Origin of the sequence: Protofrankia sp. Cas3 (assembly GCF_963555955.1) — a bacterium.
GTDB lineage: Bacteria > Actinomycetota > Actinomycetes > Frankiales > Frankiaceae > Protofrankia.
The window spans coordinates 13948-29582 of record NZ_CAUVXP010000066.1 but is presented as its reverse complement, the minus strand read 5'-3'; the positions used below and the strand labels follow the sequence as shown (position 1 = coordinate 29582).

The 15635-nt window shown below is 67.8% G+C and carries 15 protein-coding genes and 2 pseudogenes; 8 read left to right on the top strand and 9 right to left on the bottom strand.

What is annotated here, in order from left to right:
- Positions 1-379: pseudogene (locus U9983_RS14195) on the top strand (Fic family protein); the annotation flags it as partial.
- Between the two features lie 112 nt (positions 380-491).
- On the opposite strand, the gene U9983_RS14190 reads toward U9983_RS14195, so the two are convergent.
- Positions 492-2072, bottom strand: a complete 1581-nt coding sequence (locus tag U9983_RS14190) for an acyl-CoA mutase large subunit family protein (protein WP_322754480.1) — start codon at positions 2070-2072, stop codon at positions 492-494.
- Positions 2073-2514: 442 nt separating this feature from the next.
- Here U9983_RS14190 and U9983_RS14185 point away from each other — a divergent pair, with 442 nt between their 5' ends.
- The 3 genes from U9983_RS14185 to U9983_RS14175 all read left to right on the top strand — a co-directional run bounded on the left by U9983_RS14185 (position 2515) and on the right by U9983_RS14175 (position 6291).
- A complete protein-coding gene (locus U9983_RS14185) occupies positions 2515-3540 on the top strand; it encodes a hypothetical protein (RefSeq protein WP_322754479.1) in 1026 nt (341 codons plus the stop codon).
- A 78-nt stretch (positions 3541-3618) separates the two neighbouring features.
- A complete protein-coding gene (locus U9983_RS14180) occupies positions 3619-4428 on the top strand; it encodes a purine-nucleoside phosphorylase (protein ID WP_322754478.1) in 810 nt (269 codons plus the stop codon).
- Between the two features lie 99 nt (positions 4429-4527).
- Positions 4528-6291 (top strand): phospho-sugar mutase, encoded by a 1764-nt coding sequence (locus U9983_RS14175; protein ID WP_322754483.1) that lies wholly within the window; start codon positions 4528-4530, stop codon positions 6289-6291.
- A gap of 593 nt (positions 6292-6884) precedes the next feature.
- Here the strand turns inward: U9983_RS14175 and U9983_RS14170 are convergent.
- From U9983_RS14170 to U9983_RS14155, 4 genes are all read right to left on the bottom strand, one after another.
- Positions 6885-8264: a zeta toxin family protein gene (locus U9983_RS14170; protein WP_322754477.1), complete on the bottom strand. Its 1380-nt coding sequence runs from the start codon at positions 8262-8264 to the stop codon at positions 6885-6887.
- The gene (locus tag U9983_RS14165; RefSeq protein WP_322754476.1) at positions 8261-8578 is read right to left on the bottom strand and encodes a hypothetical protein; all 318 of its coding nucleotides are present in this window, start codon (positions 8576-8578) and stop codon (positions 8261-8263) included. Before U9983_RS14165 ends, U9983_RS14170 begins: the two co-directional genes overlap by 4 nt.
- A gap of 455 nt (positions 8579-9033) precedes the next feature.
- On the bottom strand, positions 9034-9171 hold the full coding sequence (locus U9983_RS14160) for a hypothetical protein (RefSeq protein WP_322754475.1): 138 nt from the start codon (positions 9169-9171) through the stop codon (positions 9034-9036).
- Positions 9168-9476, bottom strand: a complete 309-nt coding sequence (locus U9983_RS14155; protein WP_322754474.1) for a hypothetical protein — start codon at positions 9474-9476, stop codon at positions 9168-9170. The genes U9983_RS14160 and U9983_RS14155 overlap by 4 nt, the downstream gene beginning before the upstream one ends.
- Positions 9477-9881: 405 nt before the next feature.
- Here U9983_RS14155 and U9983_RS14150 point away from each other — a divergent pair, with 405 nt between their 5' ends.
- The 3 genes and pseudogenes from U9983_RS14150 to U9983_RS27855 all read left to right on the top strand — a co-directional run.
- Positions 9882-10037, top strand: coding sequence for a hypothetical protein (locus U9983_RS14150; protein WP_322754473.1), 156 nt, complete (start codon positions 9882-9884; stop codon positions 10035-10037).
- A 207-nt stretch (positions 10038-10244) separates the two neighbouring features.
- On the top strand, positions 10245-10973 hold the full coding sequence (locus U9983_RS14145) for a toll/interleukin-1 receptor domain-containing protein (RefSeq protein ID WP_322754472.1): 729 nt from the start codon (positions 10245-10247) through the stop codon (positions 10971-10973).
- Positions 10974-11048 (top strand): annotated as a pseudogene (locus tag U9983_RS27855) (hypothetical protein); the annotation flags it as partial.
- A gap of 256 nt (positions 11049-11304) precedes the next feature.
- Here U9983_RS27855 and upp read toward each other — a convergent pair.
- A complete protein-coding gene (upp, locus tag U9983_RS14140) occupies positions 11305-11928 on the bottom strand; it encodes a uracil phosphoribosyltransferase (RefSeq protein ID WP_322751004.1) in 624 nt (207 codons plus the stop codon).
- A gap of 63 nt (positions 11929-11991) precedes the next feature.
- Here upp and deoC point away from each other — a divergent pair, with 63 nt between their 5' ends.
- Positions 11992-12780 (top strand): deoxyribose-phosphate aldolase, encoded by a 789-nt coding sequence (gene deoC, locus U9983_RS14135; RefSeq protein ID WP_322754471.1) that lies wholly within the window; start codon positions 11992-11994, stop codon positions 12778-12780.
- 44 nt (positions 12781-12824) lie between these two features.
- Here deoC and U9983_RS14130 read toward each other — a convergent pair whose 3' ends face one another.
- The 3 genes from U9983_RS14130 to U9983_RS14120 form a co-directional block, all read right to left on the bottom strand.
- A complete protein-coding gene (locus tag U9983_RS14130) occupies positions 12825-13541 on the bottom strand; it encodes a hypothetical protein (protein WP_322754470.1) in 717 nt (238 codons plus the stop codon).
- Positions 13542-13661: 120 nt separating this feature from the next.
- Positions 13662-14345 carry a DNA-3-methyladenine glycosylase I gene (locus U9983_RS14125; protein WP_416211395.1) on the bottom strand — a complete coding sequence of 228 codons (684 nt, stop codon included), beginning with the start codon at positions 14343-14345 and terminating at the stop codon, positions 13662-13664.
- 40 nt (positions 14346-14385) lie between these two features.
- Entirely contained in the window at positions 14386-15474 is a 1089-nt protein-coding gene (locus tag U9983_RS14120; RefSeq protein ID WP_322754469.1) for an adenosine deaminase, read from the bottom strand.
- Between the last annotated feature and the right edge of the window lie 161 nt (positions 15475-15635).

Here is a 15635-nt window from a genome sequence, read left to right as displayed (position 1 = left end):
GCGGGTCTCCACCCGCGGGGGCTGGGCCGGCAGGGTGGGTTTCTTCCTCCGCGGTGTCGCCGAACAGGCCCGGGATGCGGTGCGTCGTTCCGTCTCGCTACAGAGCCTGCGCGACGACTACCGTGCCCGAGTCAGCACCGCGCGCTCGTCCGCGCTGTTGGGAGTGCTGGTGGACGCACTGTTCGACGTCCCGGCACTGACCATCAGCCGAGCTCGGGGCATTCTCGCTGTCACGCATCGTTCCGCCAGCCTGACCGTCACGAAGTTGGTGGAGAGCGGAATCCTCACGGAGGTACCGGGCCGCGTCCGCAATCGCCTGTTCGTCGCGAACGGCATCCTCCAGGCGATCGAAGGCGACCCAACCGCACCCCTTCCGTAACACATCCATCACGCCCCGGCGTTGTGATACCTACCTATCACTGGCGCTAGCTTGTGATACCAAACAGCCCTGTAGGTATCACAAGGCCACCTGACACCTGCGCCCGGCGGGCTTAAAACGCGTCGGCGGGACGGTACACCCCCCAGACCGCGCGCAGAGCGTGACAGACCTCACCGACGGTGGCGCGGGCGCGCAGGGCCTCCTTGAGCGGATAGAGGACGTTGTCCGTCCCCTGCGCGGCGGCTTTGACCGCGTCCAGGCAGCGTGTCACCTCGGCGTTGTCGCGGTCGGCCCGCAGTGTGGCCAGCCGGGCGGCCTGGTCGGCCTCGATCGACGGGTCCACCCGCAACGGCTCGTAGCGGTCCTCCTGCTCGGCCCGGAACCGGTTGACGCCGACCACGGTCCGCGAGCCGTCCTCGATGCCCTTCAGGACCGCGTACGCCGAGTTCTCGATCTCGTTCTTCTGGTAGCCCTGCTCGATCGCGGCGACCGCTCCCCCGCGCTTTTCGACCTGTTCCATCAGTTCACGGGCGGCGTGCTCGACCTCGTCGGTCAGCGCCTCGACCGCGTAGGAGCCGGCGAACGGGTCGACGGTGGCGGTGATGTCCGTCTCGTAGGCGAGGACCTGCTGGGTACGCAGCGCCAGCGTCGCAGCCTTGACCGTGGGTAGGGCGATGGCCTCGTCGTAGGAGTTCGTGTGCAGGCTCTGGGTGCCTCCCAGCACGGCCGCGAGGCCCTGCACCGCGACCCGGACGAGGTTGACCTCGGGCTGCTGCGCGGTCAGCTGCACGCCGGCGGTCTGGGTGTGGAAGCGCAGCATCATCGATTTGGGGTTGGTCGCACCGAAGGTGTTCTTCATCACGTCCGCCCAGATCCGGCGGGCGGCGCGGAACTTCGCCACCTCCTCCAGCAGGGTCGTGCGGGAGACGAAGAAGAACGACAGCCGCGGTGCGAACTCGTCGACCACGAGCCCGGCCTCGATCGCCGCCCGGACGTAGGCGATGCCGTCGGCAAGGGTGAACGCGATCTCCTGGGCGGGGGTCGCCCCGGCCTCAGCCATGTGGTAGCCGGAAATCGAGATCGTGTTCCACTTGGGGATCTCGTTGCGGCAGTAGGCGAAGGTGTCCGAGACCAGCCGCAGTGACGGCGCCGGCGGGTAGATGTAGGTGCCGCGAGCGATGTACTCCTTGAGGACGTCGTTCTGGATCGTCCCAGTGATCTTCGAACCCGGAACGCCCTGTTCCTCGGCGACCAGTTGGTAGAGCAACAGCAGCACGGACGCGGGCGCGTTGATGGTCATCGACGTGGAGACCTGGTCGAGCGGGATGCCGTCGAAGAGCAACCGCATGTCCTCGATCGAGTCGATCGCCACGCCGACCTTGCCGACCTCGCCGTGCGCGATCGGCTCGTCGGAGTCGAAGCCCATCTGGGTGGGCAGGTCGAAGGCGACGGAAAGCCCGCCGGTGCCGGCGGCGACGAGCGAGTGGTAACGCTCGTTGGACTCCCGCGCGGTGCCGAAGCCCGCGTACTGCCGCATCGTCCACGGCTTGCCGGTGTACATGGTCGGGTAGACGCCCCGGGTGAACGGATACTCGCCAGGCGCGCCGAGACGCTCCGACAGATCCTCAGGAAGATCGGGTGCACCGTACACAGACTTGATCGGCTGGCCGGACTCCGACAGACGCTCGCTCATGGCCAGATGGTAGGGAAAGCCGGCCCCCGCGTGCGCGCCTCACAGTTGCCACGCGCGTCACCGCCGCCTCCACGCTGATCAACACGGCGGCCTGCGCTTGGGCCGGGGCCTGCGCCGGGGCCTGCGGCAGGGAGGGCCAACCCGATAATCCGCATCGCGGATACACAAAACAGATAATCCAGACAATACATCGTGCCTTCTTCGTCTTTCGTCGACTGTGCACACATCGGAAGCCCACAACGTCTACTCTTTTCCACGGGAGGCTCCACGGCTCAACAGCTCTTCGCCGCCGGTCGAACCAGCGCACCGCCGCGCCGGTTCATATCGCCCGACCGCGAGGGGCATGCCCGGAGCCCGACGGGCGGGTAGGCCAAACGGTGCGCGATCACGGCTCCTTTCGCGCGTCCACAGGCCCGAGTCAGGACGGGAACGGGGCTGACCCATGACCCACAACGCCATGACCCAGTTAACCGTGGAGACGATCAGGGCGGAGCTCGTCGCACTCTCGACCGGACGTGGTCTGAACCTCGAGAAAATAGCCGGCTCACCTCTGGTGAAACTACCGGGAACACCAGGTGAATGGACCGACGGTCAGCGCGCGACGGCATTACAGCGAATCATAACCGAGTGCTGTCACGCGCTATCCCAGGAAAAGCTGCGCACCGGGGCACAGGTCGGTTTCAACATCGACGGTGAAAATCCGGGCGATCCGTCCCTGACCGCCCGTATCGACGCACTCGCCCGCCGGCGGGGCAGGCACGAGCGCACCGTTCGTGAATGGTTCTATCGGGGAACGAGCGAGGTGGCGCTCCTCCTACAGCAACGGGTCGCGGAGCTGAACATCCGCGACGGCTGGCGAGAATATCTTGAAAACGACGGGATCGGAGATCTTCTGGAAGCCGGGTCGCACCGGTTCTCTCTCGACCGGACCGAGATCCTGGTCCGGCTCTCCGGTCGGTTCCTCACGGAAGTTCTGGTGTTCCGGTCGCTGGTCGCACTCGACGACGGTGTCGATCATTACGTCGCCACGTCCCGCTATCACAGCGACCCCCGGCCCGGCGTGGTCTTCCTGGAACCACTGGCAAACTGCGTGGTCCGCCGGTCCGCATTCACCTCGAACGGGCACCAGGTGTCCGAACTCGAATTCCCGGCGGCTCTTCCGCCCGGCCGCCGTATTTCCTTTGCCTACCGGCTGCGGGTGCAGAGCGACCGTGAGATGGTCCCCGTGCTGAGTTATGTGCCGAAAGCACAACAGGACAACCGGTATATACTGCAGGTACAGTTCGATCCGGCGACGACGCCGGATCGGCTGTGGTACTTCGCCGGTGTGCTCGGCCCGGAGACCCGGCTGCATCCGGACAACGAGCATCAGTGGCTCCGGCCGAGCGGTCTGGGTTACGTACGCAAGGGCTTCGTCGAGCTCTCCCGCGGCCTTCACTACGGAGTGGCGTGGGACTGGCCGCTCTAGCCGGGGCGCTTCCCCCGTCCCAGCCGGGCGCTTCCCCCATCTCCCAGGCAAGGTCCCCGGAGAAGCTACAGTCGCCGCATGCGGCCCACCCTCCAGGCATCGGATGCCTCGGCCTCGGCGGCGCGTCTGGCCGAGCTCACCGGGATCGAGCGTCATGACGTTGCCGTGATTCTCGGGTCCGGATGGCTGCCGGCGGCAGACGTGCTGGCCGCGGCAGGTAGAACAGCCGGCGAGACAACCGTTACCGAGCTCGGTGGCTTCGTGCCGCAACGCGCGCCCGGCCACGCCGGGAAAGTTCGTTCCGTCACGCTCGGCGGGCGCCACCTGCTGCTCTTCCTCGGCCGGGTCCACGCCTATGAGGATCATGATCTGTCTGTTGTCACCCACAGCGTTCGGACGGCGTGCGCCGCCGGCGCGTCCACGGTGGTACTCACCAATGCCGCGGGCGGGCTCCGGGAGGACTACAGCGTCGGCCAGCCGGTCCTCGTAGCCGATCATCTGAACCTCACCGGGCGCAGCCCACTGATCGGTCCGCGGTTCGTCGATCTCACCGACGCCTATGCCCCGCGTCTGCGTGACCTGGCACGCACTGTCGATCCCACCCTCACCGAGGGGGTGTATGCGGGCCTGCCTGGGCCGCATTTCGAAACGCCGGCCGAGATCCGGATGCTGCGGACGCTCGGCGCGGACCTGGTGGGCATGTCAACCATCCACGAGACGATCGTGGCCCGGGCCGAAGGCGCCGACGTGCTCGCCCTGTCTCTGGTGACCAACCTCGCGGCCGGTATGAGCGGCACGCCGCTCGACCACCGTGAGGTGCTGGCCGCCGGTGCCGCCGCCGCCGAGCGGATGGGCTCGCTGCTCGCCGCGGTCGTCACCAGGCTCTGAGCGGGCCCGCCGCGGTGAATGGTCGACCCAGCCGACCCAGCCGACCCGGTCGACCCGGCCGACACAGTCGACCCGGCCGCCAAAGCCGACCCGGCCGCCATGGTTGAGGCGGATTGCGATCTCGTCGCCCGGGTCCGGGACTGGATCGCGGGTGACCCCGAGCCCGCCGACCGTGCGGAACTTACCCGTGCGCTCGAAGCCGGTGACCTTCCGGCCCTGCGAACCCGATTCTCCGGTGCCCTCCGGTTCGGCACGGCGGGGCTGCGGGGGCCACTTCGCGCCGGTCCCGCCGGGATGAACACCGCGGTCGTCCGACGTGCGGCGGCGGGACTCGCGGCGTGGCTGCGCTCGCCGGATCCGGGCCGGGCAGCGCCGCTGGTCGTCGTCGGCGCGGACGCCCGGCACGGCAGTGAGCGGTTCGCGCTCGACAGCGTCCGGGTGCTGGCCGGCGCGGGACTACGGGCCGCCCTGCTGCCGGTGCCGGTACCCACGCCGGTGCTCGCCTTCGCGGTACGCCAGCTCGGCGCGGACGCCGGGATCATGGTTACCGCCAGCCACAATCCGGCAACCGACAACGGGTACAAGGTCTACCTGGGCGCACCGGCCGCAGACCCGGCAAACGGAGCGCAGATCATCGCTCCGGTCGACACGATGATCGAAGCCGCGATCGACGCCGTCGGACCGGCCGCCTCCATCCCCTTGAGCGATGACTGGACGCGACTCGGTGACGAGATCCGGTCCAGCTACATCGAGGCGGCGGCGCTGTGGCCCGCGGGCGACATGACCGGCGGCACGACGAGCGACGCGACGGACGGCATGACCGACGGCATGAGCGTCGCCGCGGACCTCCGGGTGGCCTACACACCGCTGCACGGCGTCGGTGCGGACACGCTGCGTGCGGTGTTCACCCGCGCGGGGTTCGCCCCACCGTTCATGGTCCCCGAGCAGGCGCGACCCGACCCGGACTTCCCGACCGTGGCGTTCCCGAACCCCGAGGAGCCTGGGGCGATGGACCGGGTCCTCGCCCTCGGCCGGGCGGTGGCCGCCGACGTGGTCATCGCCAACGACCCGGATGCGGATCGCTGTGCGGTCGCGGTGGGCGAGCGCATCCTCACCGGCGATGAGGTCGGGCTGCTCCTTGCCGACCATGTGCTGCGTACCCGCCCCGGCCCGGTCGCGACGACGGTGGTCAGCTCCCGCGCTCTGGCCACGCTCGCAGCCGCGTACGGCGTGGCGTGCATCGAGACCCTCACCGGCTTCAAGTGGATCATGCGGGCGGGCGCTGGCCTCGTTTTCGGGTACGAGGAGGCGCTCGGCTACGCGGTAGCGCCCGGCCTCGTCCGCGACAAGGACGGGATCACCGCGGCGCTGGCCATCGCCGGGATCGCCGCGGCGGAGAAGAGCCGTGGTCGCACCCTGCTCGACCGGCTCGACGACCTTGTCCGCCGGTGCGGCCTGCACGCCACGGCCGCGGTGTCGGTCCGCATCACCGATACCGGGCAGCTTTCTTCGATCATGAGGATGCTACGGGCGGAGCCCCCGACCCGCATCGGCGATGCAGCGGTCGTCGACGTGCGTGATCTCGCTGCCGGCCCGTCCATCAAAGACACCATCAAGAACACCATCAAGGACAGCAAAGTTGCCGCACTACCAGCTTCCGATGTGCTGATTTTTCGCCTCGCGGATGGCGGACGGGTGGTCGTGCGTCCCAGCGGCACCGAACCAAAGATCAAAATCTACCTGGAAGTAACCGTCCCGGTCGATCCCAGCGCGGACGCAACGGCTCTCGCTGCCGCCCGCAGCCAGGCCGATGCCCGCCTGACCACCCTGCGAAGCGCCGTCCTGACGATCTTCTCCCAGTGACCTCCCCGCGCCTCCAGATTGAGAACGCCCGGCGATAGCCCCGCGACGCCGCGTCCCTATTGCCGCACGCTCTTTGGGAACGATGTGAATCTGGTGTTGTGGCAGGAGCATCAGATACACATCGTTAAGAGCGCCCGGCAATAGGCGTCACGTGAGACGTCGGATGGTGGGCCGACCCTCCCAGCGGTAGGCGATCCGGGCCCTCTGGATCAGACAACGGACAGTGGCGATCACGTCCGGCCTGCTTGCCCGCGCCGGTGTCGACCTCAACCCGTCTCCCTGAATGAGCGGATGCAACGAGATTGCCGCGATAGGACCGTGAAGATCGACGTATAACAGAATTGCCGATCAAGAATCATGCATCGATGTGAGCGATCGTCGACACCAGACCGCTACCGCCCGCGTCTGGCGCGCCGACCGTGCCACACGGCCTCCTGCGACCTCAGGACAGGGTGTCGGGGTCGTCCCGCCAGTCCGCCGCGATCGCCTGCACCGCCTACCACACATATGTTCTCACCGGTATCGCGAAGCCTGCTCTACTGCGATCCATTCGCTGGCAGGACGAGCGACGAAGGTTGGTGTGGCGGGCCGGTTTACCAGCGGGTCTTGGCCCACCGTGCCGCGTCGGAGATCAGCGCTGGCAGTTCTGCCGGTGTGTCCAGTTCGGCAATGTCGGCGATCGGTACCCACTGGGCGGCGCAGACTTCCTCCAGCTGTGCGGTGAGTTCGCCGGACAGTACTCGCAGCACATACACCAGGTCTATGTGCTGGTGGACCCCGATCGTGGAATCGCTGACCTGCATTTCCAGGATCGCGTACGGCGGTGCATGCACGGTGATGGCCGGGTGGGCGAACAGCGGGTCGCACACGACTTCCGCGGTGACTCCGGTCTCCTCCCGCACTTCGCGAAGCGCGGCCTGGGCCGGGTCTTCGTTGGGGTCGATGTGCCCGCCCGGGTAGAGCCACTGGCCGAGTGTGTTGTGGTGCACGAGCAGCACCTGCCCGTGGTCGTCGAAGACGATCGCGGACGCGGTGAAATGCCGGAGTGTGGTCATGAACGCCGCCTTTCGGTGTGGGGCGTGGCCCCGATGTTCGGGCCTGCCGCCGACAGTCTCGACCCGATGAGACTCTCCGAGCAGGGTTGCAGCGAGGGCCGTGATTTGTTCGAGCTCGGGTTTGATCTCTGGTGCGGCAGCGACGAGACGCTGGTGAGTGGCGATGAAACGGCGGGCCTCGGCAGGATCCCATGGACGGTTTCGCTCGTCTTGTAGTGCCGCGTGACATCCTGGCACCCCGCTCCACCGTCCCGCCGAATCGCGGACGTTGTGGTAGAGGGGATGCTCGCCCCGGCGTATGACCCATACTTCGTGGACGAGCGATTCCCTGTCGACGCCTTGGGCGATATCGGCCACGGCCCGGTAGCAACGGTCATGACCCCCTGGGGTCGAGAATCTCCCGCGGCCGTTCGCCTGCTGCTGCCGGACGTAGCGGTCAGCCGTGCCCTGCCGGCTGACCGCTTCGGGGACGGCCAGGATGACGACGTGCACCCGATATCCGGCGGCGGCGAACAGTTCGGCTGCCGAACGGAAACGCTCTTCGCTGGATGGGGCCATCTCCACGAGCGCGTCGGCGCTTCGCTCCCGCACGTACTGGTGCCCCATCGTCTGCCAGCGCTCGTAGTCCCGACGGATCCGAGCGCCTGCCGTGCGAGGATCTTTCTCCAGGAGGCGGAGGTACGTGGGATGGTAGGCCTTGTAGTAGTCGCTGCAGAAGTGTGTCGCGCCTCCTCGCTGGTCGAGCGCGTGCTTGAGGATGCTGGCGGTGGGCGTCTTGCCGGCGCCTGGTTGTGCCATCAGGTACACCACTACCGGCTCGGTCTGAGGTGTCGTTCGTGCGAGCCGCTGCGGCACGATCATTTCTTGGAAGATGAATTCGTGGAGGTCAGGGTCGAGGGTCTCTTCAAACTGGTTCATCCTCGCCCCGCAGTCAGTTCCCGAAGTCGTTCCGCGTAGTCCTCGGTGACACGGACGATTGCGTCGTGGTCGGTCGCGAGAAGTGTCGTCTGGTCTTGTACGCAGGCGTTCTGGGCCAGCTTCCACCGGTCGATTTTTGTCGCGTCAGGGCGGGGCTTTTGGCGCTCCTGCACGATTTTCTCGCTGTACCAGGAGATCAGCCGTCCAACGGTCTCGACGGCAACTTCGTACGAGACCGCCTCAGCGGATTCCCATACCCGCATCGAAACCCCCGACAGAACACTTCCGTCGTCCCAACGTTCCTCAATGGTCATCGTCGCTCCAGCGGGCTTCAGGTCCGTCCTCGGACGTTTGTTCACAGACCTGGCCTCGGTCTGCGGTGTTCGGTCTGCGGCGGCGGTAACGGTGGCACCTGGCGGGTTGGTGTCCGGGTTGGGGTCGGAGGGGCAGGGAACGCGGAGGCGAGCGCGAAGCTCGGCTCCAGCCGTCCCACAGCTGCCATCTCGTCCTGAAAGTCCGGATCATCTCTGCGCATCGCGGCGACCTCGGAGACCGCACGGCGAAACGCTGTCCGGTCCGCGGAGGACCAGGTCCTGGATCGTTCGGCATCCAAGGCAGCGCGCGTCGATGGGGCGTCGCGCCAGGGGCCGCCGGGTGAGACCAGCTCGTTGCCGTAGACGAGCTTGTTGCTGCGCCGGATGACCATTACCACGTCGGCGTGGCGTCCCTGGTCGATACGGTCCGCAGTCGCCGTCTTTCCCGGACCCGGTTAGCCACCCACGAACACCGCGACCGGCCGCTCCTGCGGTGTCCGGCCAACGAAGAAGAAGGGAACGATCTCCTCTCTGAAGACCCGTTCGTGTTCATCGGGTGGCAGCTGGTACCGGGTGAGCTCGACGTCGCTCACCGCGGGACGGCCGGGAGCGTCTTGAGCATCGTTACCGCCTGCTCGGTGACCTGGCGGACCTGTTCCGGATCATCGACGCGCAGCGAGCGCCGGATCTCGGCGATGCGTTGCCGTTCCGACAGCCAGGTCTCCACGGACCGCGCGTCCGGGCCGGACTTTTCTCGTTCGGCTGCGATGAGCGCGCTCAGCTGGGCGACGACCTGGTTGAGCGCGTCCACCGCGACTTCGAAGTTGATCGATTCTTCCAGAGACCACTCTGAGATTCGCAGGTTCCTTAGCCTTGACGACTCCGGCATGTCGATCATTGTGGTTTCTCCTCGCTGTCCGGGACTGTCCGACGCTCGGTGCAAGCGGTCATGCCATTTGATTGGCGGTGGGGTCCAGGCAGCCCCAGAAGGTGATCGTTAACTCGCTGAGCGGTGCCCTTCCAGGGAGTGGGGCGCATGTAGAACCCGTCCTGCGGGCCCCGGCGCGGCGACGTTGCAATCCCGGCTGCCGGCCCGGTCGAGGACAGCTCCGACACGGCGCAGTCCTCAACACCCGCACCGACGATCCCGGCCGGCCACGCGAGCGGTGAAGGCCGCTGTGTGCTCAGCCTGCGCGTACTCCCGCCGATTCACCCTCGCCCCCGCTGCATCGTCGCCCCGCACCCCCGGCCAGACTCGCCGATACCGGCCACCACGATCACGATTACCATTGGTAGACTTATCGTGACAGAAGGCGTCAACAAATGTGACAGAAGCCCCGGTTCCCTGCTCCGCTCCTACCAGACCCCCAACGTCCGCCGGTTCGGCGAATGGGTGCTGGGCACGACCCCACCCGACCCGGCTGTGACCACTCGGCTGGATGTCGACCTACACGGCTGATGTGCTCGCAGAACGGGCCGTTTCCTGTGACAATGCTGCCTGTCGCAGGAAACGGGGAAGGGCCGAGGGCAGCCATCCAACCATGTTGGTGCGCTGACTCCGGGCCGGAGGGGGCACTTCAGGGCTGGGACGTGTTTCGCGCGCCGTGGCCGGAGCCGACCGATATGTCAGGTCGGGCCCCAGAGGGTGGTGGCAGGATCAGGCGCTGTGTCCGATAGGGGCGCCTCGGGCGGGGGGCCAGCGCCGGGGTTGGACTTCCTCATCTTCTACACCGCCGTGGATCAGAAGTGGGCGGAGTGGGTCGCCTGGCAGTTGGAGGACGCTGGCTACCGGGTGCTGATTCAGGCGTGGGACTTTGTGCCCGGGTCGAACTGGCCGGCGCGCATGCAGCAGGGCATCGCCGACGCGCAACGCACCATCGCCCTGCTCTCTAACGCCTACCTGCGTTCGGCGTACGGCCAGGCCGAGTGGCAGGCTGCTCAGGCCGCCGACCCCCGGGGATTCGCCCGCAAGCTACTGCCGATCAGGCTGGAAGGCTGCCGCCGCCACGGGCGCGACGACGCCCACACCCACACCACCGGGCAAGCGGACCCCGACCCCGCCGACCCGGCTCGCCACCCACACCCCCAACCGGTTGCGGCGGCCCCCGCGAGGGCCAGGATCGGCGTGGCCGCGACCGCGCTGGAGCCGCGCCGGGGCGACCAGCCCCGGCCGCGACACCGCTGGCCCCGCCGGCTGCGCCGCCCCCAGATCCTCGCCACGCTCGCCGTCCTGACGGCCGCTGCCATCACGGCCGCCGCGTTGATCGCCGCCGAACCGGGCCACCCATCCGCAGGCGCAGCCCTCAAGCACACCACCACCCCGTCACCATCTCTTGGCCCCATCTCGCCCCGCCCGCTCGGCCAGCCGCTGACCAACCACACCAGCGCCGTGTAGTCGGTGGCGTTCTCCCCGGACGGCCGGATCCTGGCCAGCGGCAGCGTCGACAACACGGTGCGGCTGTGGCAGCTGCGCTAAGCGCCCCCGCGCCGGGCGGTCGTCGGTCGGGCCTGGCACCTGGTCCTGTGACAAGGATTGTTGGCACAGGAAAACCGGCCGGGACGATCTCCTGAGCTGCACGGACGCCCGACCAGAGCGAGACGTCACCCCGTAGTTATCACAGGAACAGGAAGGAGCGGGGCCGATGGCGGCGACGGCACGGATCCCCGCCGGGCACTCCCTCACCGGCCCGGCCGGGGGCCGATACGTCGTTGATGCGCGGGGACAGTCAGACCGCGCCGAACTGGCGGTCGCCGGCATCCCCGAGACCCGGGACGATGAAGGCGTCGTCGTTGAGCCGCTCGTCGATGCTCGCGGTGACCACCCGCACGTCGAAGCCGCTCGCGTCCAGTGCCGCGATGCCCTCGGGCGCGGCGAGCACGCAGATCATGATCATGCCGGTGGCCCCGCGGTCGGCCAGCAGGTTCAGGCAGTGTGCCGCTGATCCACCGGTGGCGAGCATCGGGTCCAGGAGCAGCACCGGATAGCCGGCGAGGTTCTCTGGCAACGACTCCAGGTAGGCGTGCGGTTGGAAGGTCTTCTCGTCCCGGGCCAGGCCGATGAAGCCCGTCCGCGCCTCGGGCAGCAGGCCGAGCGCCGCCTCCAGCATCCCCAGCCCGGCCCGCAGCACCGGGATGACGATCGGTGCCGTGGCCAGCCTGCGCCCGCTGGTGGGGGTGAGCGGGGTGGCCACGGTGTACCCGACGGTGACCAGCTCCCGAGCAGCCTCATAGATCAGCATGGTCGCCAGTTCACGCAAGGCCACCCGGAACACGGGCGGTTCGGTGCTCTTGTTACGCAGCACCGTCAACCGCGCCGCTACCAGGGGATGTTCGACGACGTCGACCCGCACGATTCGTTCGCCTCCTGCACAGTGCCATGGTCCCGTTCGCTTCCACCCGCAATGATGGGCTGCATGGCAAGCATCTCCCCCGGTGAGGACCGTCCAGGCGGTGAGGACCGTCCAGTCGGAGCCGGCGGATCCGCGCCTGGCGCTCCACTGCCGCGCCGGTCCGAACTGGCCCGGATGATCGATCACACTCTGTTGCGTCCCGAAGCCGTCGGCGAGGAGGTCCTCGCGTTGTGCACCGAGGCGACCGAGCTCGGAGTCGCCACGGTGTGTGTCGCGCCCACCCACGTCTACCTGGCGGCCGCCGCGGCACGTCGTAGCGGCCCGGACGGCTCACAGGCCCGATCGGCCGATCCCGCATTCGCGGTCGCCTCGGTGATCGGCTTTCCGCACGGCACCCACCTGACCGTTGTCAAGGCCGAGGAGGCACGCCGGGCGGTGGCCGACGGCGCGGACGAGATCGACCTGGTCATCGACCTGGCCTGCGCGATGGAGGGGAACTGGCGGTCGATCGAGACCGAGATCGCGGAGGTACGGCTGTCGGTCCCACCGCACGTGATCCTCAAGGTGATCATCGAAAGTGCCCTGCTCCCGGACGCGAGCATCGCGGCGGCCTGCCGGGCGGCCGAAGCGGCCGGCGCCGAGTTCGTGAAGACCTCGACCGGCTTTCACCCCGCCGGTGGGGCGAGCCTGCGGGCGGTACGGGTGATGCGGGCGACGATCGGTGGCCGGCTCGGCATCAAGGCCAGCGGCGGCATCCGCACCGCCGAACAGGCACTCGCGTTCGTCGAGGCCGGCGCGACCAGGCTCGGCATGTCCGCCACCCGCGACGTCCTCGCCGCCGTCCCCGAATAGGGCCTGAATTCGGGGACCCTGGCACTCGGACGGGTCATCCCGTGTCATTTTCGGGCCGACACCTCCTTCGCCGGCACATCCTTCGGCGGCACATCCTTCGGCAGCACATCCTTCGCAGCCGTCGCTGCCGCTGCCTCCGGCGACGCCGCCTTGGCTGACACTGCCTTGCCCGACACCGCCTTGCCCGACACGGCCTTCGCCGGCGCTGGCTTCGGTGACACTGCCTTGGCTGACATCGCCCTGGCTGACAGCGCCGTCGCCGACATCGCCCTGTTGGCTACGTTGAGAAACCTTTCGTTCGCGGCGGTGAGCTCCGCGGACTCGGCGTCGGCCTGCTGCGCCCAGGCATCGTAGGTGTCGCCAGCCCGATAGCCTCGCAGCACCTCGGTCAGCCGTTGCGTGCTTTCGACCGCCTCGTCATAGTGCCGTACGACGGCCGAGGCCGGGCCGAATCTGATACACAGCCGCCCATAGGCGGTGCGAGCCGCTTCGTTTGCCTCGTTGCGACGCTTGAGGCATTCTCGTGCCTCGTCGTCGTTGTCCATGATTCCCCGGGACCACAGCCCGATACATTGCCCGGTGGTTCGCTGGGATCTCGCCAGCTGCTCGGCGGCGAAGTCGAGCACGTCAAGCCATTCCTTTCCAATGGCGAGCCGTTGCGACCGCCGCGACTCCCGTCGGCCCGCCAGCGCCAGGATTCCCGGCACGCCCAGGCCGGTCACGGCCACGCTGACAATCGCGAGTACCACTACGTCCGACATGATCAGTTATGGTAGCGGATCAGCCCGGCCCATTGGGACCGCGCGACCTCGCGAGGTCGGCCCGAGCTGGGCCCGCGTCCTCGGACGCAGGCCGTGCCGACGGGCGGATCAACCCACCGGCTACCTGTTCACGCAGGCGGCGAGGTGGTCGTTAACCAGGCCACATGCCTGCATCAGGGCATAGGCTGTCGTCGGGCCGACAAAAACGATGCCGCTGGCTTTCAGTGCCTTCGCCAGCGCCACCGACTCAGGTGTGGAGGCGGGTACGTCGGCGATCACAGCCGGTGCCAGCGGGGCCGCTGTGGCAGCGGGCTGAAACGACCAGACCAGTTCGCCCAGAGGGCCAAAGGTGGCGCGATCATAGTTCTTTCGCGCCACCGGAGGCCCCGTCCCCCGGAGCAATAATGGCACGTCCAACGCCAGGACCGCGCGGGCATTGCCAACGGTCGCAAGAATCTTCCGCCGGTTGCGGACTATGCCCGCGTCCGCCATCAGCCGCTCGACATCAGCCGAATCGAATGACGCGACGACCGTCGGATCGAATCCCGCGAACGCGCGCCGGAAAGCCTCCCGCTTGCGCAGGATCGTCAGCCAGGAAAGACCGGACTGGAATGCTTCGAGGCTGAGGCGTTCGAACAGGCCGACGGTGTCGTGGACCGGACGCCCCCATTCCTCGTCGTGATAGGCGATGTACTCGGGCGCGGACAGTGCCCAGGGACAGCGCGGACGGCCGTCCGGCCCGGCCGCGACGCCGGTGCGCGCACGCTGCGGGCGCCCGGTGGCTGGAGCCGGGACGACGGGCACGGCATCGGCATCGGCATCGGCATCGGCATCGGCCGACCGGCTACCCACCGGAGCGCAACCGTGCGAAACCAGGCTTGATCACATCGTTGATGATGGCGAGACGCTGATCGAACGGAATGAAGGCCGATTTCATGGCGTTCACGGTCAGCCACGAAATGTCCGACCAGCCGTAGCCGAAGGTATCGACCAGAGTGGCGAACTCACTCGACAGCGTCACACCGCTCATCAACCGGTTGTCGGTGTTGACCGTCACCCGGAAGTGGAGCCTGCGCAGCAGACCGATGGGATGCTCGGCGATGCTGACGCACGCCCCCGTGTCCACGTTGGACGTGGGGCACATCTCCAGCGGCACCCGGACGTCACGGACGTAGTTGGCGAGCCGCCCGAGAATCACATCACCGTCCGGGTCGATGGCGATGTCATCCATGATCCGAACTCCGTGACCGAGACGGTCAGCGTTGCACCACTGCAGCGCCTCCCAGATCGACGGTAGCCCGAACGCCTCACCGGCGTGGATCGTGTAGTGCCCGTTCGCCCGCTGCATGTACTGGAACGCATCCAGGTGGCGGGTGGGCGGGAAGCCGGCCTCGGCACCGGCGATGTCGAAACCGACGACACCCCTGTCCCGCCACCGGACGGCGGCCTCGGCGATCTCCAACGACCGGGCCGCGTGACGCATGGCGGTCACCAGGGCACGGATCTTCAGCCCGGTCCCGGCCGAACCGGCGCGGAAGCCGTCCAGAACCGCCTCGATCACCGCGTCGAGTGCGAGCCCGCCTTCGACGTGCAGCTCTGGAGCGAACCGGACCTCGGCGTAGACGACGCCGTCCGCAGCAAGATCTTCGGCGCATTCTCGGGCCACCCGAGCGAGCGCGTCCGCGGTCTGCATGACCCCGACGGTGTGGCTGAACGTCTCCAGATAACGCACCAGTGACCCGCTGTGGGCGCCACCGCGGAACCAGGTCGCGAGCTTGTCCACAGCCACGGTGGGTAGGGCGTCGTAGCCGACCTCGTCGGCGAGTTCGACGACGGTCGCGGGACGAAGGCCGCCATCGAGATGGTCGTGCAGCAGCACCTTGGGCGCCCGACGGATGGCGTCCAACGACGGTGACGGGGCGGGCGCGCTCATCGTTCGACCGTACGGGAGCCGCGGGTCGGTGCCCACAGCAGACTTCCCCGCGCCGCGGGGAATTATTGCGATCATGCACGGTAGGACACACGGTGCTCTTCCGCGATCCGGTTCTGATCCGTTACCGTTCGAAACATGTGTTTTCCATCAAGCAAAGACGA